The organism is Acinetobacter sp. YH12049 (genome assembly GCF_013419875.1).
In the GTDB taxonomy this organism is placed as follows: Bacteria; Pseudomonadota; Gammaproteobacteria; order Pseudomonadales; family Moraxellaceae; genus Acinetobacter; species Acinetobacter amyesii.
Genome location: NZ_VOZH01000004.1, coordinates 19,623 through 46,518, shown reverse-complemented (window position 1 = coordinate 46,518; position 26,896 = coordinate 19,623). Strand labels below are relative to the sequence as shown.

26 protein-coding genes are annotated in these 26,896 nt (G+C 42.5%); 7 read left to right on the top strand and 19 right to left on the bottom strand.

Annotated elements, in window-relative coordinates; genetic code table 11:
- Window positions 1-37 precede the first annotated feature (37 nt).
- Together FTU05_RS02490 and FTU05_RS02485 are read right to left on the bottom strand one after the other, a co-directional pair.
- Entirely contained in the window at window positions 38-1,816 is a 1,779-nt protein-coding gene (locus FTU05_RS02490) for a mechanosensitive ion channel (RefSeq protein WP_180164153.1), read from the bottom strand.
- 283 nt (window positions 1,817-2,099) lie between these two features.
- Complete coding sequence (locus FTU05_RS02485) at window positions 2,100-2,378, bottom strand: hypothetical protein (protein ID WP_078192282.1); 279 nt, start codon at window positions 2,376-2,378, stop codon at window positions 2,100-2,102.
- Between the two features lie 348 nt (window positions 2,379-2,726).
- On the opposite strand from FTU05_RS02485, the gene FTU05_RS02480 reads away from it, so the two are divergent.
- The 5 genes from FTU05_RS02480 to FTU05_RS02460 all read left to right on the top strand — a co-directional run bounded on the left by FTU05_RS02480 (window position 2,727) and on the right by FTU05_RS02460 (window position 6,671).
- Complete coding sequence (locus FTU05_RS02480; protein ID WP_078191199.1) at window positions 2,727-3,149, top strand: hypothetical protein; 423 nt, start codon at window positions 2,727-2,729, stop codon at window positions 3,147-3,149.
- A 337-nt stretch (window positions 3,150-3,486) separates the two neighbouring features.
- A complete protein-coding gene (locus FTU05_RS02475; protein ID WP_180164151.1) occupies window positions 3,487-4,434 on the top strand; it encodes a transporter substrate-binding domain-containing protein in 948 nt (315 codons plus the stop codon).
- 70 nt (window positions 4,435-4,504) lie between these two features.
- Window positions 4,505-5,248: an amino acid ABC transporter permease gene (locus FTU05_RS02470; RefSeq protein ID WP_180164149.1), complete on the top strand. Its 744-nt coding sequence runs from the start codon at window positions 4,505-4,507 to the stop codon at window positions 5,246-5,248.
- Window positions 5,248-5,931 (top strand): ABC transporter permease subunit, encoded by a 684-nt coding sequence (locus FTU05_RS02465; RefSeq protein WP_078191088.1) that lies wholly within the window; start codon window positions 5,248-5,250, stop codon window positions 5,929-5,931. Before FTU05_RS02470 ends, FTU05_RS02465 begins: the two co-directional genes overlap by 1 nt.
- Window positions 5,928-6,671: an amino acid ABC transporter ATP-binding protein gene (locus tag FTU05_RS02460; protein ID WP_078191089.1), complete on the top strand. Its 744-nt coding sequence runs from the start codon at window positions 5,928-5,930 to the stop codon at window positions 6,669-6,671. The genes FTU05_RS02465 and FTU05_RS02460 overlap by 4 nt, the downstream gene beginning before the upstream one ends.
- Before the next feature lie 430 nt (window positions 6,672-7,101).
- Here the strand turns inward: FTU05_RS02460 and FTU05_RS02455 are convergent, their stop codons facing one another.
- Window positions 7,102-7,863 carry a ferredoxin--NADP reductase gene (locus FTU05_RS02455; RefSeq protein ID WP_180164147.1) on the bottom strand — a complete coding sequence of 254 codons (762 nt, stop codon included), beginning with the start codon at window positions 7,861-7,863 and terminating at the stop codon, window positions 7,102-7,104.
- 85 nt (window positions 7,864-7,948) lie between these two features.
- On the opposite strand from FTU05_RS02455, the gene gigC reads away from it, so the two are divergent.
- On the top strand, window positions 7,949-8,833 hold the full coding sequence (gene gigC / locus FTU05_RS02450) for a LysR family transcriptional regulator GigC (protein ID WP_078191091.1): 885 nt from the start codon (window positions 7,949-7,951) through the stop codon (window positions 8,831-8,833).
- Window positions 8,834-8,861: 28 nt separating this feature from the next.
- Here the strand turns inward: gigC and FTU05_RS02445 are convergent, their stop codons facing one another.
- From FTU05_RS02445 to ndhC, 16 genes are all read right to left on the bottom strand, one after another.
- Window positions 8,862-9,617, bottom strand: coding sequence for a cold shock domain-containing protein (locus tag FTU05_RS02445; RefSeq protein WP_180164145.1), 756 nt, complete (start codon window positions 9,615-9,617; stop codon window positions 8,862-8,864).
- A gap of 108 nt (window positions 9,618-9,725) precedes the next feature.
- Window positions 9,726-10,019: a cold shock domain-containing protein gene (locus FTU05_RS02440; RefSeq protein ID WP_168378567.1), complete on the bottom strand. Its 294-nt coding sequence runs from the start codon at window positions 10,017-10,019 to the stop codon at window positions 9,726-9,728.
- An 85-nt stretch (window positions 10,020-10,104) separates the two neighbouring features.
- Window positions 10,105-10,740, bottom strand: coding sequence for a uracil phosphoribosyltransferase (gene upp, locus FTU05_RS02435; RefSeq protein ID WP_180117025.1), 636 nt, complete (start codon window positions 10,738-10,740; stop codon window positions 10,105-10,107).
- 126 nt (window positions 10,741-10,866) lie between these two features.
- Window positions 10,867-12,411 carry an NADH-quinone oxidoreductase subunit NuoN gene (gene nuoN, locus FTU05_RS02430; protein WP_078191095.1) on the bottom strand — a complete coding sequence of 515 codons (1,545 nt, stop codon included), beginning with the start codon at window positions 12,409-12,411 and terminating at the stop codon, window positions 10,867-10,869.
- Between the two features lie 3 nt (window positions 12,412-12,414).
- Window positions 12,415-14,028, bottom strand: coding sequence for an NADH-quinone oxidoreductase subunit M (nuoM, locus tag FTU05_RS02425; protein ID WP_180164143.1), 1,614 nt, complete (start codon window positions 14,026-14,028; stop codon window positions 12,415-12,417).
- 1 nt (window position 14,029) lies between these two features.
- Complete coding sequence (gene nuoL, locus FTU05_RS02420) at window positions 14,030-15,919, bottom strand: NADH-quinone oxidoreductase subunit L (RefSeq protein ID WP_180059312.1); 1,890 nt, start codon at window positions 15,917-15,919, stop codon at window positions 14,030-14,032.
- Window positions 15,916-16,224 (bottom strand): NADH-quinone oxidoreductase subunit NuoK, encoded by a 309-nt coding sequence (gene nuoK / locus FTU05_RS02415; protein ID WP_067665227.1) that lies wholly within the window; start codon window positions 16,222-16,224, stop codon window positions 15,916-15,918. Before nuoK ends, nuoL begins: the two co-directional genes overlap by 4 nt.
- Complete coding sequence (gene nuoJ / locus FTU05_RS02410) at window positions 16,224-16,742, bottom strand: NADH-quinone oxidoreductase subunit J (RefSeq protein WP_171262661.1); 519 nt, start codon at window positions 16,740-16,742, stop codon at window positions 16,224-16,226. Before nuoJ ends, nuoK begins: the two co-directional genes overlap by 1 nt.
- Window positions 16,742-17,284 carry an NADH-quinone oxidoreductase subunit NuoI gene (gene nuoI / locus FTU05_RS02405; RefSeq protein WP_078191099.1) on the bottom strand — a complete coding sequence of 181 codons (543 nt, stop codon included), beginning with the start codon at window positions 17,282-17,284 and terminating at the stop codon, window positions 16,742-16,744. Before nuoI ends, nuoJ begins: the two co-directional genes overlap by 1 nt.
- 18 nt (window positions 17,285-17,302) lie before the next feature.
- Window positions 17,303-18,319: an NADH-quinone oxidoreductase subunit NuoH gene (gene nuoH, locus FTU05_RS02400; protein WP_180109094.1), complete on the bottom strand. Its 1,017-nt coding sequence runs from the start codon at window positions 18,317-18,319 to the stop codon at window positions 17,303-17,305.
- A gap of 3 nt (window positions 18,320-18,322) precedes the next feature.
- Window positions 18,323-21,001, bottom strand: a complete 2,679-nt coding sequence (nuoG, locus tag FTU05_RS02395) for an NADH-quinone oxidoreductase subunit NuoG (RefSeq protein WP_180164141.1) — start codon at window positions 20,999-21,001, stop codon at window positions 18,323-18,325.
- An 11-nt stretch (window positions 21,002-21,012) separates the two neighbouring features.
- Window positions 21,013-22,344, bottom strand: coding sequence for an NADH-quinone oxidoreductase subunit NuoF (gene nuoF / locus FTU05_RS02390; RefSeq protein ID WP_168378564.1), 1,332 nt, complete (start codon window positions 22,342-22,344; stop codon window positions 21,013-21,015).
- Entirely contained in the window at window positions 22,341-22,850 is a 510-nt protein-coding gene (gene nuoE, locus FTU05_RS02385; protein WP_078191103.1) for an NADH-quinone oxidoreductase subunit NuoE, read from the bottom strand. The genes nuoF and nuoE overlap by 4 nt, the downstream gene beginning before the upstream one ends.
- A 14-nt stretch (window positions 22,851-22,864) precedes the next feature.
- The gene (gene nuoC / locus FTU05_RS02380; protein ID WP_078191104.1) at window positions 22,865-24,652 is read right to left on the bottom strand and encodes an NADH-quinone oxidoreductase subunit C/D; all 1,788 of its coding nucleotides are present in this window, start codon (window positions 24,650-24,652) and stop codon (window positions 22,865-22,867) included.
- 87 nt (window positions 24,653-24,739) lie between these two features.
- Window positions 24,740-25,417: an NADH-quinone oxidoreductase subunit B family protein gene (locus FTU05_RS02375; RefSeq protein WP_078191105.1), complete on the bottom strand. Its 678-nt coding sequence runs from the start codon at window positions 25,415-25,417 to the stop codon at window positions 24,740-24,742.
- Between the two features lie 6 nt (window positions 25,418-25,423).
- On the bottom strand, window positions 25,424-25,972 hold the full coding sequence (gene ndhC / locus FTU05_RS02370) for an NADH-quinone oxidoreductase subunit A (RefSeq protein ID WP_078191106.1): 549 nt from the start codon (window positions 25,970-25,972) through the stop codon (window positions 25,424-25,426).
- A gap of 567 nt (window positions 25,973-26,539) precedes the next feature.
- Here ndhC and FTU05_RS02365 point away from each other — a divergent pair.
- Window positions 26,540-26,896 carry a hypothetical protein gene (locus tag FTU05_RS02365; RefSeq protein ID WP_180164139.1) on the top strand — a complete coding sequence of 119 codons (357 nt, stop codon included), beginning with the start codon at window positions 26,540-26,542 and terminating at the stop codon, window positions 26,894-26,896.

Below are 26,896 nucleotides of genomic sequence, written 5' to 3'. Positions count from 1 at the left end.
ACTTAAGCGTGGCCGATTTTTTTAAAGACAGAATAGTTTAATTTGGATCATCTGGTTTTGGCGGGGTTAAAGGTGCCGAAGGTGCATCGACCTGTTTTTCAGCCTCGCCTGTCGATCCAAATGGATTATTTTGTGGTTGATCACTTGGGTTTACATCCAACTGATCTGGCGTCGCGGTTTCTTTTTCACTGACACCGGGAGCAGCCTGTTGAATGTTTGGATAGCCATCATCGGTTTTCACTTCAGAAGTCATCACAGATGTTGATGGCGTTGGACTCGCTGTAGACGATGTAGGCGTATTAAAGGTGGTTTTTGCCTTCGCCTGTTCCTGTACTGGATTCGGTTCGTTGGCTTCACGTTTTGCTTTATCAATAAGATCTGATAACAATCGTTCCGCCGGATTGCGACCGCCTAAACCAAAGGCCAAAGCAAATGCAACAGCAACCGCACCAAGCGTTAAACCAAAGGCCAAATTCACGATCGAGTCGGCAATACCCATGGCACGTAAGCCCATGGCAACAACCAAGCCCATAATCAGCACACGAACCAAATTACCTAACCAACGTGAACTGTTGTATTCCCCTCGTTGCACCACATTTGCCACAATATTGGCAAGCCAGAAGCCCACCACCAAGATCACGGCACCAAGCAAAATACTTGCACCGAACTGGATAAACATCGCAATTAAGGCACTGATTTGTTCAAAGCCTAAACGGTTAGCTGCTTCAGATACCGCAAACAACATGGTGAAAAATACGATCAGGCAACCGACAACATCCGACACTTTGGTTTTGCCCAAAAAGCGTTGAATGTCTAATTTTTCTGGCACAGTATCAACACCTGTACCCGAGATCACATCCACCACTAGACGCGCTACAAAGCGTGACACCACATAGGCCAAGATTAAGATTAAACCTGCGGCAATGATGTTCGGTATCGCATACATGATCTCATGTAACATGGCTGTTGCAGGCTGAGAAATCGCCTCGATACCAAGTGCTTCGAAAGCCACAATTAATGCAGTGATAATGACTATAGCAAAGACAAAATTACCCAAAACTTGAGCAAGTTTTGCGTTTTTAAACATGCCCACTTTTTCGACTTGCTGCTGCAGACTTAAACTGTTCACCAAGCCTTCCACGATGCCTCGTACAATCTTCGCTAAGATATAACCCACAAAGACGATGACACCAGCAATAAAGATATTGGGAAGATAAGAAACAACTTCAGTGACCATATTTTGGATTGGGAACAATAGACCGTTCAAACCCAAGATCGATAAAACAATCGGTAGGAAAAGTAACAAGATTAGCCAATACACTATTTCACTGATATTTTGACTGATTGGGCTGACGCCAACCTCAGAACTGAGTTTTTCATCGAGTTGGGTTTTATCCAGCAGTTTCTTTGAACCGACTTTGACCAAACTTGCCACGATCCAACCAATAAAACCTACAGCTACCGCAGCCAAGAGCTGTGGAATAAATAACAAGAACTGCTGAATCATATTACTGAATGGGCCGCTGACACTGGTCAAATTCAGCACATTGAGTGCACCAATGACGGCAATGATCAAAATAATCCAGAACACAACTCTGGAGACTATATTTTCAACATTGGAACGGTGCCCAGTTGCATTTGAAAGTTTTTGATTTGTACCTAATTTTTGCAGAACTTTTTTGACGCCAGCAGCAACCAATAAAGCAATGACCCAACCTATCAGGAGAATTGCTACTGCACTTAAAATGGGGTGAAACTGTTCCCAATAATACATGGCATCAAAACGGCCACGCGGACCACCCAGATAATCATTCATACGTTCGCCCTCATTGTTATACATGATCTGTTGTTATGTGCATTTTTACGTATGCCGCGTATCACACAGCATTAATGCTTTGAACTTAAGCTTTCTTTTCCACCTTAGTTTTTGCGTATTTTTTAATCAACCAAAGTATGCATAACTCCAACAAAAGCTCACAATTGAATGTAAAAAAGCCTTGGGACAACCAAGGCTTTATTTATGTCAGTCTGATGAGAAAATTAAGGTTCAGATCTTGCGCTCATGTAACACTGACTCATGTATTTATCATCAATTATTATCAACGATCTGTCGCAGTTGCAGTATTTGAATCATTAGCAACAGCTTCATCCCCCGGTGTACCGCTAGTCGTATCATTGGCTGTTGCAGTTTGTGCATTGGGTGCAGGATGATCAGGCGGTGCATCCGAAGCAGAAGGTTTCATATCTGCAAACATATAAAATAATAATGCGATTAAAAAGATACCCACTAAGATCAGTATGTACACAGGGATACGTTTTTTTTGTGTTGTTTCTTCCGTACTGGTGGTATGGGGTGGTTTATTAAAATCGTGTGTCATATTCCCCTCGCTATTTTGTTGTTCGTCGTTCACTTTTTATACTAGCAATACAATATCCATTGTTGTGTGAAGAACAATTACAATCCGTGAAAACATGTAACTTAAAAGATCAGTTCAATTTACATCCGTTTTTCTGTTTAGATAGTTCCCTTAATTTTAGATTTAAAATCAATCGCTAAGGTAAAAATATCGGAGCATGAAATGAATGTACCATTTCAATCGTATTCATTTTCAGAGTATCAAGTGTTGCAAAAATAAATGCTTTTTTGAGCTAGATGGAATTCTCTGCTTTTGATGAATGAAATGAGCTATAATCATGCACCTTATTTTTCACCTGTTATCAAATCTATGGCGTACCATCAACAAGGTGTAACGCTTGATCTTGACACTGACGTCACTCATCAATGTTCCCTTCATTACACTCGTGATCAGCATCTTATTGGCATTATTGAATTTAGTAAGCCAAGTTATGTGTTGAAATGGGGTGATTTGGAATATTTCCGCCGACGTACTGAAGAGTTTTCAGTGATGCCATTCCCTGAATGCATCAATGCGATGGTGATTGATATTCGAAATATTGCGGCTTTTTTAGATAATGAAGTGCCTATTATTCCTTGGCGCTTGCTCGAAGAAGAATGCCCGATTCGCTTAGTTGTTCCCCAAGATCGACTGGAGCATTATGCTGGCTTTTTTGAACCGACTTGGTTGACTTCCGACGTAGACACAGCGATTCAAGAAATTCGTGAATTTATGGATATGTTTGTGCATTAACACGGAGATTAAACTAAAGTTTAATCCCGAAAACCTCCATTTGGAGGTTTTTTTATGCCCTTTTATTTTCATTATCTATTTCACAATAAATATAATTCATTTAATATTCAATAGCTTATAACAAATTTACTTATAAAAAATCTTCATAACTTATCCCATTTCTTAGTAACAATTCGGCAATAAATTTTGCTTGAGCCTTGTTCGATTTATCACCTAAGATGTAGAAAATGATCTCTTTTTTATTGTTGAAACATTCTTAAAAACAAAGCAATAAAACTAAATACGTAACAAGATCATAAAAAGTGGATATTAAATCAGGGTAAAAGGAGTTTTAACGATGACGTCAAAAAAACATTTAGCAACTTTGTTCTGTGCAAGTGCGCTCACTTTAGGGCTTAGCGCATGTAGTGACAATAAAGCACCTACAACGGATAAAGCTGCAGGAAGTGAAGCTGCTGTTTCTGACTCAGGGACTTTAGATAAGATCAAAAAATCGGGCACGATTGTTTTAGGCTATCGCGATTCATCGATTCCATTTTCATATATCGCAGATAATCCAAACCAACCTGTGGGTTATGCGCATGATCTTCAATTAAAAGTAGTTGAAGCAGTAAAAAAACAATTAAATCTTCCCGATTTAAAAATCCGTTATAACTTAGTGACCAGCCAAAACCGAATTCCATTAGTTTCTAATGGCACCGTCGACTTAGAGTGTGGTTCAACCACCAACAATAAAGAACGCCAACAACAAGTTGATTTCTCAACAGGTTTCTTTGAAGTGGGTTCACGCTTACTTACTGCAAAAGACTCTGGGATTAAAGACTTCGCTGACCTTAAAGGTAAAAAATTAGTCACCACGGCAGGAACTACATCTGAGCGTTATATTCGTCAACATGAAAAAGAGTTAGGTATTGGTGAAGTCATTTCTGCCAAAGACCACGCTGAGTCTTTCCTCATGCTACAAAATGGTCGTGCAGCGGCATTTATGATGGATGATATTTTGCTGGCGGGTGAAAAATCGAAAGCCAAAGATCCTAATAAATGGGAAATCGTGGGTACAGCACCGATTCAAGAAATTTATGGTTGTATGCTACGTAAAGGCGATACTGGCTTTAAACAAGTGGTTGATGATGCAATCAAAGCGACCTATAGCTCTGGTGAAATCAATGACATGTATAAAAAATGGTTCCAAACGCCAATTCCACCAAAAAATATCAATTTGAATTTCCCGATGTCTGATCAATTAAAAGTATTGATTAGTAATCCACATGACCGTGACGAATAACTTTCCCTAAACATTCTAAAGATGCTTAAGCCAAACGGATTTTGGCTTAAGCTCATTATAGGGAGTTCCTATGAATTATAGCTGGAATTGGGGTGTGCTGTTCCAATCTACAGGTGTAGGTGATTCGACCTACCTGAATTGGATTTTAATTGGGATCGGCTGGCTGTTTGTCATCGCTTTGGTGGCATGGAGCATTGCGATGGTGCTTGGCAGCATCTTGGGTATTATGCGTACCCTACCGAGTCCTGTAGCACGAGGTATTGGTACGGCCTACGTGACTATTTTCCGAAATGTACCCTTATTGATTCAACTGTTTATTTGGTTCTATGTTGTACCTAACTTCCTCCCTGCTGCGATTAAAAGCTGGTGGATGAATGACCTTGGGGCAAATACGACCGCCTTAATTTCCGCAAGTGTCGGTTTGGGTCTTTTTACAGCTGCACGGGTCTGTGAACAAGTCAGGACTGGTATTGAAGCGCTTCCTTTGGGGCAAACCAATGCAGGTTATGCCATGGGATTTAGCACGGCTCAACTATACCGCTATGTGATCTTACCGCAGTCATTCCGCACGATTTTGCCACCTCTCAGCTCTGAGTTGACCAACTGTGTCAAAAACACCTCAGTTGCGTCTTTGGTCGGTGTTACAGAAATCATTTCACAGATGAAAACCATCAGTGAATACACGCAAAACACCATCGAAATTTATACCTACGTCACCATTATTTTCATCGTGATCAACATCTGTTTAATTGGTTTCATGAATTTTCTGGAAAAACGCCTACGCGTTCCTGGCTTAATTGCAGGAGATAAATAATGGAATGGCTCAGTTCTTTTATTCAAGACCTCCAAGCGTCTGGCCCTGCACTATGGCATGGTTTCAGCATCACACTCAAAGTGGTGATCACGGCAACTATTGGTGGTGTCTTTATTGGGACCTTACTGGCGCTGATGCGCCTGTCCTCGATTAAAGCTTTTAATATTTTTGCTAAAGGCTATGTGAACCTCTTTCGTTCTATTCCTTTGCTCTTGGTGCTGATGTGGTTCTACTTTGCAGTACCCTTTATCTACACAGGGATCACAGGTAACTATCTAACGATTGATACTGCCCTCGTTTCGAGTATCGTGGCCTTCATGCTATTTGAAGCTGCTTACTTTTCAGAGATTGTCCGTGCCGGGATTCAATCGATTCCTAAAGGTCAAACCTCTGCAGCTTATGCTCTCGGTATGAGCTATAGCCAAGCGATGCGCTTAATTATTTTGCCGCAATCTTTTCGCAAAATGACGCCACTGCTTTTACAGCAAACCATCATTCTGTTCCAAGATTCAACCATGGTTTATGCCATCGGACTGTTAGACTTTTTCCGCACCAACTATGTTCGAGGCGACCTCATGTCATTGTTAACTCAATACATTCTGTTTGCCGGTTTGGTGTATTTCACTATTAGTATGATCGCCACCTATGCAGTTAAAAAATTACAACGGAGGTTAAGTGTATGACCGATCAAAAAACGATGATTGACCTCCAAAATGTCAGTAAATGGTATAAAGATTTTCAAGTGCTTACCGATTGCACGACTCAAATTAAACAAGGTGAAGTGGTTGTGGTGTGTGGGCCTTCAGGTTCTGGTAAATCAACACTCATTAAAACCGTTAATGGGCTTGAGCCTTTTCAAGCCGGTACGATTTTGGTCGACGGTATTTCCATTAATGACCCAAAAACCGATTTAAATAAATTGCGTAGTCGTGTCGGCATGGTGTTCCAGCACTTTGAACTTTTTCCACATTTATCCATTACCGAAAACCTGACCATTGCGCAGGTTAAAGTCTTGGGCCGATCAGAAGCCGAAGCCAAGAAAAAAGGCTTGGCTTATTTAGATCGTGTGGGTTTGAGTGCGCATGCCGCTAAATTCCCGGCACAGTTATCAGGTGGACAGCAACAACGTGTTGCGATTGCACGTGCGCTCAGTATGGACCCGATTGCCATGTTGTTTGATGAGCCGACTTCGGCACTTGATCCAGAGATGATTAACGAAGTGCTTGATGTAATGGTGGGTCTTGCCAAAGAAGGTATGACCATGATGTGTGTAACCCATGAGATGGGCTTTGCGCGTCAGGTTGCGGACCGTGTGATCTTTATGGATCAAGGAAAAATTGTGGAAGACTGCAGTAAAGATGATTTCTTTAATGCCCCTCGTGGTGAACGAGCGCAGCAGTTCTTAAATAAAATTCTGCATTAACATCAAAACGTTTATTTAACTGATGTTACGCAGTAACATCAGAAGCGCAATTTGATTGAAATAAAAGTACGATACGCGGTAACGTCATCCGCAAGTATTTGAGATAGGACTTCTTCTAATCAAAAATGTTTTTGCGATACTTTAGATAATTAGACGCTAGTGAACGAGTTTTGTCGGTGAGGTGCATTGCACCGCAAGATGGTTTCCTTGCGAAGCACGCTTCTCATTTTGCCTAATGAGAAGCGTGCTTCGTAAGAGTACCTCCAGCCGAAGGCTAATCACTTTATTCATTCCCTTGATGTAAGACTCCGTCGAATTGGCTTAAAAATCATTTTAAAAATGCAAAATTACTTTTGCATGCATAACATCAGTTATTTAATTTCCGAAAATAAAAAAGCTCATCCATCGATGAGCTTTTTTTCATGGCAGATTACCAATAATTTTCTACAGCAATATTTCCTTCACCACGACGGTTCATAGTCAAACCACGCGCCTTTAATGCTGCCTTGGTGTCATCAACCATTTGTGGATTACCACACAACATGACATGCGTCGTTTCCACATTAAACGCTAAGCCCGCCGCCTGTTCTAGCTCGCCATTTTCAATTAAAACTGGTAAACGATCATGCAGCGGTGCATTTGGATCACGTGTCACAATAGGTATAAATTTAAAACCCGTATGCCCTTCACCAAAGGTCTCGGCGATTTCTTGAATCCGCTCGACATAAGCCAGTTCTGATACGGTGCGCGCACTGTAGACTAGATTAATTTTTTCGTATTTAGACCATGTTTCAAAGTCTTGTAGCATCGATAAAAATGGTGCCAGACCTGTCCCTGTCCCCAACAGCCATAAGTCCTTAGGCAATGGCAACTGATAACGCGCCAAGGTGAGGAAGCCATAAGGGACTTTTTCTAAATACAGCTCATCGCCAACTTGTAGATGCTGCAAATTCGAGGTAAATGCACCATCTGGAACGACGATAGAGAAAAACTCTAAAGTTTCATCAAAGGGTGACGACACCACAGAATAGGCACGAACCACCAATTCATCGCCCACTTTCAAGCCAATTCGTGCAAACTGACCAGCGGTAAATTTAAAATGCGCAGGGCGTGTCATGGTAAAACTGAACAAAGTATTGGTCCAACGGTGTACAGATAAAACCTTTTCTAAGCTAAATTTTTCAATTGACATGATTTGAACGTGGCGTGACAGACTGTGCTCATGTTAGCATGACAGCATAATTTATTAATATTTTTTAAATGTTAAGGCCTGATTCATGCGCATGACTTTACGCCAGTTGGCTGTTTTTGTAGCAGTCGCTCAAGAAGGTACCGTTACCAAAGCCAGTGATGCTGTCAAACTTACTCAAAGTGCAGCAAGTATGGCATTGGCAGACCTCGAAGATGGTCTCGGTGCTCCACTGTTTGACCGACTTGGTAAACGCTTGCAATTGAATGACTTGGGTCGTTTTTTATTGCCACAAGCTTTGGAAATTTTAGGGCGCTGTGAAGCTTTTGAACAAGCAGCGAAAGGCGAACTACAAAGTATTGATCTGCGTTTGGGTGCGACCCTAACCATCAGTGACTACTTGATGCCAGACCTCATGGCAGATTTCTTACAAATTCAGCCTCAAGCACATTTACAACTTCAAGTCGGCAATACCCGCCAAATGATTGAAGCGGTAAACCAATTTCAGTTGGATTTGGCCTTAATTGAAGGTTCATGTCATCTGCCACAGCTGCAATGTATTCACTGGCGTGACGATGAACTTGCTGTGTGCTGTTCACCTGAGCACCCTTTAGCGAAGTTGGATCGTGCACTCACTGCAGCTGACTTTGATAACGTAGAATGGATCTTACGTGAAGAAGGTTCAGGCACACGTGAAGTATTTGATAACGCAATTTTAAAAGACCTGCCAGATGCCAATATTCGTTTAACCTTGGGTCATAACGAAGCCATTCTAAAAATCGTGGCAGGTGGTCTTGGTATGTCATGTATTTCTAAACTGGCAATTGAGCCTTTACGTGAAAAAGGTCAATTGGTGGTTTTAGATACGCCGTTTTGGCAACTTGCCCGTCCATTATTCATGTTGGTACATCGTCAGAAATACCAAGGACCGGGTCTCAAAGCCTTTATGCAATTTTGTGAAAAATCTGTCTAAATAAAAAAGCGCCTAATGGCGCTTTTTCTTATTTATTAAATTGTCGTTCGCAAGGTATTCCGTCGTTGTTTCCGTCCATTTTTGTACCTGGACAATTACGAATGAAAAACACAGCTTCATCATAAGAACGCATCTGACTACAATGTGTACGCCCATCACATTTATATTTAGCCTGCTCTGTTTTTGTGGGCGCTACAACAGTAGGTTGTTCATCTGCCTGAATCACAATTGGGTCTTTACGTAATTCACTAGAACCTGTGCCATATAGATTTTTTTCACCTTGCTCAGACAGCACCCGATCGGGCAAATCCCCCTGTGCTTTACGTTGTTCTTTTACGATGTTTTCATTTTCTTGCATGAGCTGTTGTAAATGTAGTTGCTTCTGTTCTTGGTACTGCTGATATTTCCCATATACAGCCACAGCTAATACTACAATTACAATGAGTCCAATCATGCTGAAGATTTTACTGCCCCAAACTGTGCCTTTGGCTATATCGTGAGGAGTAACTTGATCGTTTACTCGATCTGACATTGATCCAAATGACGGATTTATCTGTTCATGAGTGGACTGCTCTTTTTTCAAATCTAAACGGATGATATTTACCGCTTTAAATTTACCTTGATCTTCTTCAATCCTGTATTTGAGATTTTCTCCAACACGTGGTTCGATGTGTCGGCTAGGAAAATCACGAATATGAAAAAATAAATCCTTTGCTTGATCTTGTTGTATAAATCCAAAGCCGCGCTCAACGTTATAGCTTTTGATTTTCCCCTCTTTAAACATAAAAATTGTCTCTCATCTTTTCTTTTAATACTCTTATGATAATAAAAAAAGAGGCCCTATAGACCTCTTTTTCGATTTCAATGATTTCCACGAAATCTTAAAATCACATTATTTACGCAAATTTGAAAGCAATGCTGAAGTAATCGACTGGTTATTTGCCACGACTTTAGATTTTTTAGCTTTTGCAGATTTGTCTTCTTCACGCTCAATGTTAATGGCCTTATAACGATCACCATTTTCCACCACATTAAATTTCACGCGATCATTACGTTTTGGTTCGACACCATCTGCTGGAAAGTCAGAGATATGGAAAAATACATCACCTTCTTCACATGAAAGAAAGCCAAAGCCCTTTTCAGGATTGTACTGCTTCACTTTACCTTTATATTGTTCGGACTTCATAAAGTACCCTATTCCATTTATTCCAATGTCTTTAGTATATAAAAAAGAGGCTATAAAAGCCTCTTTTCTGTTCATGATGCAAAAATTATTCTTTTTGAACTGAACCGAAAATTTTATCGCCTGCATCGCCAAGACCAGGAACGATATAACCGTTTTCATTTAAACCTTGGTCTACAGATGCTGTATAAATGGTCACATCTGGGTGAGCTTCATTCACACGTTTAATGCCTTCTGGAGCTGCTACAAGCACCATGACACGAATATCTTTACAACCACTGGCTTTTAGAACGTCAATAGCAGCAACGAGCGATGAACCTGTTGCAAGCATTGGGTCAATAATCATCGCTAAACGGTTTTGTACGTCTGGTACTAATTTTTTGTAGTAAGTACGCGCTTCTAAAGTTTCTTCATCACGCTCTAAACCCAATACAGATACTTTCGCACTTGGAATCAGGTTTAAGAAACCATCCAACATACCAATACCTGCACGTAAAATCGGTACGACTGTTATTTTTTTACCGGCAATACGATCTACAATTACTTTACCATTCCAACCATCAATTTCATGATCGACCATTGGTAAATCTTTCGTTGCTTCATAAGTCAGAAGCATAGTCACTTCTTGAGCAAGCTCACGGAAGTTTTTAGTACTAATATCTGCACGACGAAGTAAGCCGAGTTTATGTCGGATTAAAGGATGACGGATTTCATGGATAGCCACGGGAGAACACCTAAAAGGTTAAGATAAAATTTCAACCATTATAAAGCTATTTAACAAATGATAAAAATAAAAAAGCCCCCTTTACAGGAGGCTTTTTTGTAATAAGCAAATTAATTGCTTAATTCATTAGTTAAAACCACTCTGAATTAAGCTAAAAATGAACTGTTGTAATTCAGGTGAGATCGCAAAGTATGCCACTTGAGATACTGCAATGATTGGATCTGGATATACACCGATCAACAACACAAGTGCAGCTGCGCCAAGCACCATAATACCACCCACTTTTTGACCCCAATGATCGACAGCGTCGATACGTGGGTTTTCTGGTGGAGTCATGTACATCACAATCATCACACGTAGGTAGTAGTACAAACCGATACCTGAACCAAGGATCACCATCGCAGCTAAGAACCATGAACCACCAGCAACCGCTGTTTTGATCACAAGGAACTTACCAATAAAGCCAGCTGTTAATGGGATACCTGCAAGAGATAACATCATGACAGTCAGTGTTGCAGTCAACACTGGACGACGCCAGAACAAACCACGGTACTCAGCAAGGCTACCTGCTTCGTCTTTGTTGTTGTAAGGGCTAGACATCAGTGTCACAACACCGAACGCACCAATCGTTGTTAATACATAAGTAATCACATACACGTTGACGCTGCTGAATGTTGCAAAGCCTTGTACTTGAACAAAGTCAGTATTACGTGCACTAACGATCGCAACAAGTAAGTAACCAAAGTGAGCGATTGAAGAGTATGCAAGGATACGTTTCAAGTTCACTTGACGTACTGCTAGCAAGTTACCCGCAAGGATAGACAATACTGCAATGATGGTCACGATCGTGATGAAGCTATCAGAAAGGATTAAACCAGAAGCCAAGAAGTAACGAACGAATAGACCGATCATTGCCACTTTAGCCACAGTCGCTAAGAATGTCGCGATTGGCGCTGGCGCACCTGCATACACGTCCGGTGTCCATTTATGGAATGGCGCAAGAGACAATTTAAATGCAACAGCAAAGACAATCAGTGCAAGACCAAGGACTACACCCGGTTGGCTGAATGTTGTGAACATTTTGCCTGGTTCAGCAACGAATGCCATTGTACCTGTGTACGCATATACATAAGCCATACCCATCAACAACATCGCAGAAGCAGTTGCTGAAAGTACCAAGTATTTCACACCCGCTTCAAGGGACTGTGAACGTTGGTGTGTATAAGCCAATAGGCCGTATACAGGAATCGACATTAGTTCAAGGCTGATAAAGAAAGACGCATAGTGCGAACTTGCAACCATTAACAATGCACCCGTTACAGAGCACAGCATCAAGATATAAAGTTCTTCACGGTTATCTTTATAGGTTTCGATATACGCATGTGACAATGTGCAGCAAGCAAGTGCTGCAATCAAAATCACGAATTGGTACAACATCGTAAATGGATCTACGATGAACAAATTCATTACGTTTGCAGGTGCATACTGCCCTGCAACGAAAACAAAAATAATATAAAAGGCTGCAAGGTTCAGACCGATAACGGAAGTCGTTGCAACTAAATTGTGGTTACGCTTGATTGCAATTAGCAACATCACGACGATCGCAGTTAAAGCCACGATCATCACAGGAGCTAATGGCATAAGCTCAGAAAATGACATTGTGAAGTCCATGGCTTATTGCATCTCCACATTTTCAGGTTGTACAGCAATCTGCTGCACAACATCAACGACTTCTTGAACTGGGATATAGCTATTTGCAATCCACGCCATGCTTGAATTTGAAATATCAAGGAAGCTTTGTGGGAATAGACCAAGCCATACTAGACCAAGAGCACAGATTAAAAGAATCACAACTTCACGCGCATTTAAGTCTTTCAACGGATTTGCGTAATGCTGTTTTTGTTCTTCGTTTGGTGTACCAAACAACGCTTTGTGGATCAGGATTAAACCGTAAAGACCGGCAAATACTAAGCTTACTGCAGCAAGGATTGTATACACAGGGAACTTGTCATAAGAACCCATCAAGATCAGGAATTCACCGATGAAGTTACCTAGACCCGGAATACCTACAAGTGCCGCAACAAAGAACATTAAGAAGAATGAAAGGTATTGGAACTGACCACGAATACCGCCCATCAAACGCATGTCACGTGTATGCAGACGTTCGTAAACCTGACCACACATAATGAACAATGCAGCAGAAGATAGACCGTGAGCCAGCATCATAATCATCAAGCCTTGGAATGTCAGGATGTTACCTGCATACAAGGCAAGAAGTACGAAGCCCATGTGCGAAATAGATGTGTACGCAAGCAGACGTTTCATGTCTGTTTGTCGGAATGCACACCATGCACCGTAGAAAATACCGATTAGACCAAGAATGATCGCGATGTCAGCAAACTGAGCAGATGCTACTGGGAAGAATGGTATTACGAAACGTAAAAGACCATAAGCCGCAGTTTTAATCAAGATACCTGCAAGGTCGACAGAACCCGCTGTAGGTGCTTGCGCATGTGCATCTGGTAACCAGCCGTGTAATGGGAAAACTGGAAGTTTTACCGCAAAACCAATGAACATACAGATCATGAATGCATAGGCAAGTGCTGGAGCTTTCGCCTCAACAGTGTGTGCAACACTCATCAAGAAGTCATAGTTAAAGCTGATTTGACCGTGAAGTTGGAAGCCAACAACCACTAGACCCAAGATACCGATCAACATGATCAGACCCGCAACCTGAGTATAGATAAAGAATTTAGTTGCAGCGTAAACGCGTGACTTACCTTCTGCCCCTTTATGACCCCAAAGTGCGATCAAGAAGTAGATTGGTACCAGCATCATCTCCCAGAAGAAGAAGAATAGGAACATGTCAATCGCTAAGAATACACCGATCACACCACCTAAAGACCACAGTAGGTTTAAGTGGAAGAAACCAACGTTCTTTTGAATCTCACCCCATGAACAGCCGACCGCAAGTACACCCAGTAATGCAGTTAAACCTACCATAAGCAGTGAAAGACCATCCACCGCAAGGTGAATGTTAATCCCTAAAGTGGTAATCCACGGTAGGTTAAATTGAGCGGCCCACTGTGGAGCTTGTGTACCCAACTCGTAGTTATAAGTACCGCTTTGCCATAAAACGACGGTTAACACCAACGTTAATAGCATACCAATTAAGGCAATATAGCGTGGTAAGTGCTTGTCGAGTTTATCGACAAGCCAGCATACAAAACCTGCAATGAACGGAATAAGGATCAGAGCGGGTAGAATTAAATTGTTTGGAGTTTCCATTTTATTTCCCCACGACCTGAATCACGACCAGGATCAATAGTAATGCAAACGTACCGAATGCCATACTAGATGCGTATTCACGCAATGAACCTGTTTGACGTGAACTTGTAAAGCTATTACCGCCTTTAACAAGTGCAGGCAATACAAGCCATAAGCCGTCAATTGGATCACGACCAAAGATTTTAGCCAGTAGCAAATAAGGCTTAACGAAAACAATGTTGTACAAAGCATCGAAACCAAGTGCATTACGACAGATATTTGCAAGACCCGCGCCCAGTGAAGTTTTCGCGAACGATTTCACTGCACCATAAGCAAAGGCAAATAACACCACACCGACTACAAGACCCGCAAGTGCAATACCAACAGCTGTGTATTCAGCGCTATGCATACCGTGTTCTAGTGCTTCTGGAATATTAAATGCTGGGATTTGTGCAGCATTTAAAATATTCGTTACTGGTGCTTTTAAGACATAAGCTAAACCAGTTGAAAGCACTGCAAGAATCGCCAATGGACCCCAGTAAGTAACACCTTTGATTTCATGGTAAGGCGTGTTTTCTTTACCAAAGAATACAACCCAAATAAGACGGAATGTATAAATTGAAGTTAAGAACGCACCTGCTACGCCAGTCCAGTACAAGCAGTCATAAACTGCAATCGCTTGACCTTTCACCCATACCGCACCAAGAATCGCATCTTTCGAGAAGAAGCCGATCGTGATGAATGGAATCGCAGCCAATGCACCGCCACCAATCGCGAAACAAGCAAACAAGAATTTGTTTTTGTGGAATAGACCACCCATCTTGAAGATGTTTTGTTCATGATGGTAAGCCAAAATCACAGCACCAGAAGACAAGAATAATAATGCCTTGAAGAATGCGTGAGTCAGCATGTGGAATAGACCAGCTTGGTAAGCTTCAGCACCTACAGCCATAAACATATAACCCAACTGACTCATAGTAGAGTAAGCAAGAATACGTTTGATGTCTGTTTGTACCAATGCAGCAAAGCCTGCTACTAACAATGTCACTGCACCCGTGATTGAGATGAACATCATCACTTCTGGCGCTTGTTCAAACACGCTGAACATACGGCTACATAGGTAAACACCCGCTGTTACCATTGTTGCTGCGTGGATCAATGCAGATACTGGTGTAGGACCAGCCATCGCATCTGCCAACCATGTTTGTAATGGGATCTGAGCAGATTTACCTGCAGCACCCAAGAACAACATCAATGCAGTCCAAATCGCAATCGAAGAACTCTGAGCCAAAACTGTTGGCGCAGCAGCTACAACTTCTGCAATGTTTAAAGTGCCGAATTGTTGGTAGATCAAGAACAATGCGATCAGTAGGAATACGTCACCCACACGTGTCACAGTGAATGCTTTAATTGCAGCAAAACCGTTTGCAGGTGTTTGGTAGTAGTAACCAATCAATAGGTATGAACATAGACCTACACCTTCCCAACCGAGGAATAACAACGCTAAGTTGTCACCCAACACTAAAAGCAGCATGCTTGCTACGAATAGGTTGAAGTATGAGAAGAAACGTGCAAAGTCTTCTTCGCCACGCATGTACCATGTTGCAAAGATGTGAATTAAGAAACCCACACCTGTGATCATGCCCATCATCAATAATGATAAGCCATCTAAATGAAGCGTGAAGCCCGGTGCTAAGTTACCTGCACTGAACCAAGTCCAAAGATGCTGAGTTGTTGCAACTGAACCATTATTAACAAAGTCGATACCGGCAATTAATGCAAATAAAGCTGAAAGACCAACTGAACCTGCACCAATAATTGCAGCAACTGATTCAGGAAGGTTTTTACGACCTGCCGCCAACAGGATAAAACCAATTAGCGGGAAAAGTACTGTTAAATATAAATAACTCATCCGCGCATCTCACTAGCAGCATCCACATCCAGATGATGGAAGCGATGATAGAACTGAAGGACGATCGCAAGACCGATACAAGCCTCTGCTGCAGCAAGCGTTAAGATCAAGATAAACATCACTTGACCATCTGGCTGTGCCCATGCGCTTCCTGCCAAAACGAACGCTAAAGCAGCAGCGTTCATCATGATTTCAAGGCTCATTAAAATAAATAGTAGGTTGCGTCGAACCATCACACCGTAAAAACCCAGTGCAAAAAGAATGGTTGCAACGATCAAACCATGTTCTAAAGGGATGTTGCCCATTATTCTTTGTCCTCTTCTGCACCTGGCTCACGTTTGCCAAGATGGAATGCAGCGACAAGTGCGCCAAGCAATAACATCGCAGCAACTTCAACCAGCAATAAGTACTGAGTAAAGAGTGAAGTACCCACTTCTTTCGGACCGACAACTTGAGCACCCATGACAGTGCCAGCAGTTGTGTAGTCTGACTTCAACATCCAAACAAGGATTAGACCCATCAGGAAGCTCATCAACGCAGGATATGCCCACGCTGAAGAAGTCAGCCATTTGCTTTCTTGTTCAACAGTATTTTGACCAAGATTCAGCATCATCACGACGAATACGAATAGCACCATGATTGCGCCAGCGTAAACGATAATTTCGAGGGCACCGGCAAACGGCGCACCCACGATCATGAAGATACCTGCAACTGCAAGTAAAGAGATAATCAAGCTTAATAAAGCGTGTACTGGGTTCGTGTTAGTTACAACACGAACGGTAGAGACGATGGCCACAAGCGCCATCAAATAAAATGGCCACATCATGGTAATAGACTCCGTACATCAACTGGTGTGCTTTCGCGTTGAGCCTGACCTTTATCTTTACCGGCAACAGCCATACCTGTTACGCGGTAGAAGTTATAGTCTGGGTATTTACCAGGACCTGAGATAAGAAGGTTTTCTTTCTCATATACTAAGTCCTGACGAACATACTCACCTAACTCAAAGTCAGGTGTCATTTGAATCGCAGTCGTAGGACATGCTTCTTCACACATACCGCAGAAAATACAACGTGAGAAGTTGATACGGAAAAATTCCGGATACCAACGACCATCTTCTTTTTCAGCTTTTTGTAGTGAAATACAGCCGACTGGACATGCAACCGCACAAAGGTTACATGCAACGCAGCGCTCTTCACCATCAGGGTCACGCGTTAACACGATACGACCACGGAAACGTGGTGGTACGATGTCTTCCGCTTTAACCTCTGGATATAAAATGGTGTCACGTTTACGTGTCGCGTGTGAGAATACCATCCACAACGAACGTACAATTGACCCAAATCCAGCTAGAAATTTAAACATTTTATTCTCCCTGCTGTCTTAGGCCTGATTCATCAGAATCACAGCACCAGTTACCAGAAGGTTAACCAACGCCAATGGCAAGCAAATTTTCCAACCAAAGTTCATCACTTGGTCATAACGTGGACGCATTAAAGAACCACGAGCCAAGACAAACATCATTACAAAGAATGCTGTTTTAATAATGAACCAGAACGCAGCTGGAATGAATGGAATATCTAGGTTGAAAGGCGCTAACCAACCACCGAAGAATAAAGTCACGATTAATGCAGAGATCAGTACTACGTTGACGTATTCCGCAACGAAGAACATACCCCATTTCATACCGCCGTATTCGACATGGTAACCTTCCGCCAATTCTTGTTCTGCTTCTGGTTGGTCAAATGGATGACGGTGAGTTACCGCAACACCCGCAACCACGAAGATCAAGAAACCTAAGAACTGAGGAATAACAAACCAAACATCACGTTGAGCTTCAACAATTTCACGCATGTTGAATGAGCCTGCAATCGCAACCACACCCATTAGTGAAATACCCAAGAACACTTCATAAGAAATGGTTTGAGCAGCAGAACGTAAACCACCAAGTAATGCATATTTGTTATTTGATGACCAACCACCGAACAATACTGCGTATACCGCAATACCAGCCATTGCCATAAAGAACAATAGACCGATGCTCATGTCTGAAACACCTAGATAAGGTGAAACAGGAATAACCATGAACGATAGCACCGCAGTTGCCATCGCAACTGCTGGAGCCATACGGAAAGTCAATTTGTCAGCAAATTTTGGTGTCCAGTCTTCTTTGAACATGATTTTCAGCATGTCGGCAACAATCTGGAACATACCGCCCGGACCTACACGGTTCGGACCGTAACGGTCTTGCCACAAGCCGAGTAAACGACGTTCAATAAAAGACATCAACGCAGCGATCAATACCACAATCAGTAAGATCACAATTGCTTGAAGAACTGAATAGGCGATTGGCCAGTTTTCAGCCCACAGCGGCGTTTGACGGATTAATTCTTGTTCCATGAATTACACTCCTACCGCGACTGAAACAGGTTCTGCAAGCGATACTGTAGGTGCTAGACCCACTGGATAACCGATATAACCTGTAGGTAAGTATTCAATCACTTGAACTGGAAGGACGATTTCAGCATCCCCTGCTTTCACAGCGATACGTTGACCATCTTGAACATTTAAGCGTGCTGCATCTTGTTCACCCACAGCAAACATTGCTTCAGGAATACGTGATTCCATCGCAGGTGTTTTCACTGTAAATTCACCAGAAGCGAAGATGTGATGCATCGGTACAAGACGGAAGCTTTCACCATTAACCGCAACAGGTGCAGGTGCAACGAAAGTACGTGCTGGACGTTTCGCTAAACGATCGAATAAACGAACGCCTGCATCACCACCTTTTAAGTGACCACCCACGTTGTCTTGGAATTTGTTCCAAGCTTGTGGAGAGTTCCAACCTGCAGACCAAGCAAATGGTACAAGTGAAGCTGGAGTTTGGTTACCTACATAACCTTCCATAGAGAACGTCAACGCAGAGTCTTTATCGACTGGTTGTTTTGGTTCATGAATAGAAAGTGGTGCGCGCATCGCAGTACGACCTGAGTAACGACGTGGTTCACGTGCCACTTTCAGACCATGTACACGGAAGCCAGCATCTGGTGCTACGTCTTGAATTGCTTCAAGTGCAGGAACGTTTTTCGCTACTGACTCGATAACATCATCAAGAAGTGTCCAAGAAATCGCTTTGCCTTTCACGCCAGTTTCAATGGCATGTAACCAGCGCCAAGATTCTTTGATCGCAAGTTCAGGTTTGTAGTAGCTTGGGTCATACACTTGGTAGAAACGTTGTGCACGGCCTTCTTGAGAGACAACAGTACCGTCACCTTCAGCAAATGAAGCAGCAGAAAGTACGATGTTGGCTTTTTTCACAGTTTCAGTTTCAGAATGATCAAGTACGATCACTTCTTTCGCTGAAAGTGCAGCATTCACCTGAGCGTCTGGTAAACGACGATAAAGGTCATTTTCCACCACGATCACGGTATCGTAATCTTGTGCGAATGCTTGTTCTAAGCTTTGACCACCAAAGATCGCTAAGCCCATTGAGTTCACTTCAGGAACAGTCAATGTTAAGCCCGCATTACCAAGGTTCTGTGCAACTTGTGCAGCAGCTTCCATGATTGATGCGTCTTGTAAGCTCGTACCAGAGATGATTAATGGTTTTTTCGCAGCTTTTAAAGTGTCCGCAATAGTTTGTGCAAATGCTTTCGCATCGTCATCCAAACCTAAGATCACTTCACCTTTCACAGCAGCAGCGACCGCAAAACCTAAACGTGCAATGTCGTTAGGTGATGCAACAACTTCACCCGTTGCAACATCAGCTAAACGTGTTTGAGTTGCAGCAAGGATGTAAATCGGAGATTTCGCATCTTGAGCAATACGTTGTACAGGTTCAGCCAACCACTCTTGCGTACGGCGCTCTGCAGCCATTTCTTTAGCTTTATTTTTCGCAGCTTGGCGAACAGATAGAGCCATACGTGGCGCAGTTTGAGTCAGATCTTCACCCAAAATCAACACAGCATCGTAGCTTTCGATTTCACGCATACCAGGGTTATAAACACCTTCGGTTTGCATAATAGAAGCTGCAAGTTCAACAAGTTTTTGCTCTTTTTGAGACATACCCGTTGAGAAGTTGTCTTGACCTACAAGTTCGCGAAGTGCGAAGTTTGATTCAAGTGACGCACGTGGTGAACCGATACCCAATACTTTTTTGCCTTGGATATTTTCAATTACGGTATCCAATGCTTGGTCTACAGAAACTGTAGTTACATTTGCACCAGAGCGGAATTGTGGTTGACGTGGACGATCTTCACGGTTCACATAACCTGTACCGAAACGACCTTTATCGCAAAGGAAGTATTGGTTCACGTCACCGTTAAAGCGGTTTTCTACACGACGTAGTTCGCCATAACGTTCACCCGGAGAGATGTTACAACCTGAAGAACAGCCTTGGCATACGCTTGGCGCATACTGCATGTCCCATTTACGGTTATAGCGTTCAGAATGAGTTTTATCTGTGAATACACCTGTTGGGCACACTTCAGTCAAGTTACCAGAGAATTCAGATTCTAAAGTACCTGATTCTGGACGACCAAAGTAAACACGCGAAGCGTTTGCATACACACCAAAGTCTGTACCACCTGCATAATCTTTGTAGTAACGCACACAACGGTAGCACGCGATACAACGGTTCATTTCATGAGAAATGAAAGAGCCTAGCTCTTGGTTGTAATGCGTACGTTTTGTGAAGCGGTAACGACGACGATCATGCTGAGTCATTACAGTCATATCTTGTAAATGACAGTGACCACCCTCTTCACAGACTGGACAGTCGTGTGGGTGGTTGGTCATCAAGAATTCAACAACAGAAGCGCGGAAATTCTTTGCTTCGTTATCTTCAATCGAGATGTAGGTATTGTCAGATGCAGGCGTCATACATGACATAACTAAACGACCGCGAGTATCTTCAGGATTCGCGTATTGAGTCACAGCACATTGACGGCAAGAACCGACAGAACCTAAGGATGGATGCCAACAAAAGTATGGGATGTCGATGCCAAGGCTAAGACATGCTTGTAGCAAGTTCTCTGAGCCGTTGACTTCATACGATTTTCCATCGACATGAATTGTAGCCATAGTCGAATTCCTTAAGCTTGTTCAACGTTGCTAGTTTGAGCTGCCGCATTTACGACTTTAGCTTCAAACTCGCCACGGAAATGTTTGAGTGCGCCCATTAACGGTTCCATCGCACCTGGAGCATGCGCACAGAAAGTTTTACCAATCCAAAGCTTACGAGTAAGTTCTTGTAAGTGATCGATATCTTCTTTCTTACCTGTGCCATCTTCCAAGGCTTTAAGCGCTTTAACCGCCCAAGGTAAGCCATCACGGCATGGTGTACACCAACCGCAAGATTCACGCGCAAAGAATTCTTCTAAGTTACGTGTCGCAGAAACCATACACTGAGTTTCATCAACCACCATGAGCAAACACGTACCTAAACGTGAACCTGCTTTCATGATGCTTTCAGCATCCATAGGAAGGTCAATATGTTCAGCAGCAAGGAAGTCTGTAGAAGCACCACCCGGTAACCATGCTTTGAGTTTTAAACCATCACGCATACCACCAGCATGATCTTCAATCACTTCACGCGCAGTTGTACCAAATGGAAGTTCCCAAAGACCTGGGAAAGTTACCTTACCTGATGCACCGTAGATTTTAGTACCTGGATCTTTCGACTTACCTTCAGATAAACCGATATACCATTCAGGGCCACGAAGCATAATTGCGGGTAAGTTGTTGTAAGTCTCTACGTTGTTAACAATCGTAGGACGACCCCAAGCACCTGCAACTTGTGGGAATGGCGGTTTAGTACGTGGGTTCGCACGGCGACCTTCAAGCGAGTTAATCAATGCAGTTTCTTCACCACAGATATAACGACCCGCACCGGTATGCACGTGTAACTCAAAGTTCCAACCAGTACCTAGGATGTTTTCACCTAAGTAACCTTTGGCACGAATTTGGTCCAATGCTTCATTTAAGTATTGAGCCGCTTCGATGTATTCACCACGGATGAAGATATAACCTTGTGTTGCTTCTAATGTATAAGCAGCAATCAACATACCTTCGATCAACTGATGAGGAAGTTTTTCCATCAACAGACGGTCTTTAAAGGTACCTGGTTCCATTTCATCGGCATTACAGATGAGGTAACGAGGGCCTGAGTTATCATTTGGCGCCATCAGTGACCATTTGATCCCTGCAGGGAAGCCCGCACCACCACGACCTTTTACAGTCGCAGCTTTGATCACTTCAAGCACTTCTTTCGGTTGCATGCCAACAGCTTTCTTAAAGCCTGCATAACCTTCAAGTGCTTCGTAATCATCTGCACTGCGAACGTGTTCCTGTTTGCTCAAACGCCAAGTTAATGGATGCGTTTCTGGGTTACCGTCGCCATAAATTGGTTTTGGTTCAGTATTCATACATACTTCTCCAATAACTGTTTAATTGAAGTCACTTCAACTAGACCGTGAGTGTCTTCGTCAATCATTAACGTCGGACCTTTGTCACAGTTACCTAGGCAGCAAATTGGCAATAAAGTAAAGCGACCATCTGCAGTCGTTTGACCAAATGAAATGCCTAATTCACGCTGGAATGCTTCAGCAAGTGTTTCCGCACCCATCAAGAAACAAGCAATCGAGTCACATAATAAAATTACGTGGCGACCAACTGGTTGACGGTAAATACGGTTATAGAAAGTTGCAACACCTTCTAGGTCTGCAAGGCTCATGCTAAGCAATTGAGCAATAGCATTCATCTGTGCATCATCTACCCAGCCATTACGGCGTTGTACACACTTCAACGCATCAAGACATGCTGCGCGTGGGTACGGATAGTGACCAATGTGATGTTCGATATCGTGGATTTCTTCCGCAGTTAAAATCCCTTCAACGTTCACACGTGGTTTTTTGTCAGTCAAAATCATCATAATGCGATTACCCCTTAGCGATCCACGTCAGCCATTACGACGTCAATTGTCGCTAAATAAATGATTAAGTCAGACATTAAGCTGCCGTTAATCACAGAAGGCATTTGCTGTAAGTGCGTGAAGGTTGGTGTACGGATACGTGTACGGTAACTCATCGTTGACTTATCTGAAGTCAAGTAGTAGTTCGACGCACCTTTTACCACTTCCGCCATTACAGAGCTTTCGCCTGCTGGCATTACAGGACCCCATGACACGCTCAAGAAGTGCGTAATCAATGTTTCGATGTCTTGTAAAGTTTTATCTTTTGGTGGTGGAACAGCCAGTGGATGGTCTGCTTTGTATGCACCAGAAGGCATGTTGTCTAAACATTGCTTGATGATTTTCAGCGATTCTTCAATTTCACGGAAGTGAACAAGAACACGTGCATAAGCATCGCCTTCGTACTCTAAAGGCACATCAAAGTCGTAGTTTTCGTAGCCGCTATAAGGACGGTATTTACGAACGTCGAAATCAATACCTGTAGCACGTAGACCAGTACCCGTTACACCCCAAGCCAATGCTGATTTTGCATCATACTGAGCAACATTACGGGTACGACCGATAAACACTGAGTTTTTCAGTGCTGCAGTGTAGTACTCGTTCATACGCTTCGGCATCCAATCTAGGATTTCGCGAATGAGGTGCTGCCAGTTGTTTGGTAAGTCGTGTGCGGTACCACCGATACGGAACCATGCTGGGTGCATACGGTAACCCGTGATCGCTTCGATCGCGTCATAGATTTTTTGACGGTCAGCGAACATATAGAATACTGGGGTCATACCGCCGGCATCCTGAATCGCAGTACCAATGAACAATAAGTGGTTATTGATACGGAACAATTCAGACATCATGACACGGATACATTGTGCACGATCAGGAACGGTAATCCCTGCCATTTGCTCTACGCCAAGAACGTAAGGCATGTTTTGCGCACAACCACCTAAGTAGTCAACACGGTCTGTATACGGAATGAATGAGTGCCATGTTTGACGCTCAGCCATTTTTTCCACACCACGGTGGTGATAGCCAATGTCAGGTACACAGTCTTTCACTTCTTCACCGTCCAACTGCAAGATCACACGGAAGGCACCGTGCGCAGATGGATGGTTAGGACCCAAGTTTAGGAACATGAAGTCTTCATCATCGTTCCCACGCTTCATACCCCAATCTTCAGGTACGAAACGAAGATGTTCTTGTTCGTAATCCTGTTTCGCTTGGTTTTGGCGATAAGGCGTGTATTCAGTCGCACGCGCAGAATATTCTTTACGTAACGGGTGACCTTCCCAATATGTTGGCAACAAGATACGACGGAGCATTGGATGCCCTTCGAAGTTGATACCGAACATGTCGTAAGCTTCACGTTCGTACCAGTTGGCATTAGGCCAAATATTCGTTGCCGTTGGAATGTTTACATCATTCTCAGCTAATGCAACCTTGATACGAATATCACTGTTACGCTCTAACGATAACAAGTGATAGAACACAGTGAAGTCAGATGCAGGCAGACCATCGCGGTGTGTACGTAAACGCTCATCAACCGCAGACAAGTCAAACAGCATCACGTATGGACGTGACACCGTACGCAAGAACATTAAAACTTCTTGTACACGTGCGCGCTCAACCCAGACTGTTGGAAAGTCTTCAAAAGTCGTTTGCACGTAGAAGTTCTCACCAAATTTGGTTTTGAGCTCTTCTACAATTGCAAATGCAGGGCGGGAATCAACTGGAGTTGATTCTGGCATAGCAATGTCAGTTTCAGCCATTGGCTTGGCTTCCTATTTAATACAAATTCAGTCAATCAAAACGACAATTACACCCAGTCCGGGTGTATCAATATTTCGTCGCAGTGATTATTTAATTTCATCCATTGAGCGTAAGTTTTTCACTGCAATACGCTGTGCGTTCTTACGGTCACGTTCTGGCATCATCTTTGGCTTATACACTGGCTTAAGATCATCACCAATCACGGCCGATAAAGGACGGCGCTCAAGTTGAATCTGGTCTTGCAATAACATCAATGCCTGAATTAAAGCTTCAGGACGTGGTGGGCAACCCGGGATATACACATCGACAGGGATGATTTTATCCACACCTTGTACAACTGAATAAATGTCGTACATACCACCAGAGTTTGCACATGCGCCCATTGAGATTACCCATTTAGGCTCAAGCATTTGCTCGTACAAACGTTGAATTACAGGCGCCATTTTCATGAAGCATGTACCTGCAACAATCATCAAGTCAGCCTGACGTGGTGAAGCACGAATAACCTCGGCACCGAAACGTGACAAGTCATGCACGCCTGTTAAAGTCGTTGCATACTCTACGTAGCAGCAAGATGTACCAAAGTTGAACGGCCAAACTGAGTTTTTACGACCCCAGTTTACTGCTGTATGTGCAACATCCTCTAAACGAGTCATGAACACATTTTTATTCACTTCTTCTTCAAGCGGATCGGTAACGATTTGACGCTCTTGAAGTGGATATTGATCAGCATCCGGATTCGCACGGGTTAATGTATATTTCATCCCGTCTTACTCCTTGTCAGATGATGCAGTCGGTGACTTAGATTTCACACGACCAGATGATTGCGCTGGAATTTGACCTGTAGGGTCCATAACCAACTCTTCAATAGAGTTAAAGCGTGTGATTTCTGCGATGTCCATATTTGGTGAACCAATTTTCAACGCTTTACCTGCAGCTTTACGCTTATCAGAAGGCGCCCAATCTAATGCACCTACTTTTACCGCGTAAATTAAAGCAATCAATAAATCGACCACAAAAATAACCACGGTTGTAAAACCAAACCAGCCTGCTTCACGAACAGAAGTAGACCATGCATAAAGATAAAGTGCTTCGATATCAAACACGACGAAGAAAATTGCAACTAAATAGAATTTCGCAGACAAGCGAATACGTGCACCACCAGCACCTACTACACCTGACTCAAACTGCTCTTGCTTAGCACGACCCCATGATTTACCCCCAAGGAGTAAAGGGACGGTCAGCATAAAGACGCAAAGGAATGTAACGCCGATCACGAAGGCAATAATTGCCCAATCGTATGGAGTAATGGCACTCATGCGGGGATAACTCCTGGCAGGCCTATTTATTAACAAAGAATGTATGTATTGGCCTTCAAATACACCAAACACAAAATTAATCCCGCCAATTGTACCTGATTGAGGAGGCTTCTTGCTAGCTTATCGGTATTCGTCTTTAGGATGATTTTTTAATCATTTCAGCATTTAAATTGGGTTTACTCCCTTAAAATTAGGATTAATCGCTTAATTAGATTAGATTGCATTTTTTTATTAATTATTACATTTATGTGATTTTATCAGAAAATTATGATTGTTCAGTTTCATCAACAAACCCTTCATTTCTCAGTATACACGTTCAAATTGGCGTATTTTTATCAACTGTGTCATTTATTAAATAAATACTCCCCCACCTCAACTTTGTTGTTTCTTTATTCACTTCTTTTGCTTTTGATCTTTTCTTCAAATGAAAAGCCAGCTGTATTGGTTCTATGTAAAAAGACATTTTTTTAGCTTCTTGTGGCTTTTTTGCAATTCTTTGACACGACCTATAAAGAGTGTGATATTTGTAGTTAAAACACAAAAAGCAATCACAACGGAGAGACAATAATGACTTTAGAATTTACGCATAAACCTGATTATTTTCTATCTGCGCAATTGGTGATTCACCATATTAAAAACTACTTAGATAAGCATCCTGATGCTCAAAATGCCATTTTTGATTTACGTGATATCTATGAGTTATTACGTCAAGATTTAGCTTCTGCAACCACCAACCTTAGCGGGATTATGAATATTGCAGATGAATATAAAATTGAGACTCTAAACGGCGACCAAAAACTCATTAGCAATTATTCTATCGATGCTAAAAACAACTCTTTACTCATCGATTTCAATGCAGATGCCCTTGCTGCTCTGAAAAATGGCAAACCCATTATTGAACCTGATGCAACGATTACCGAATAA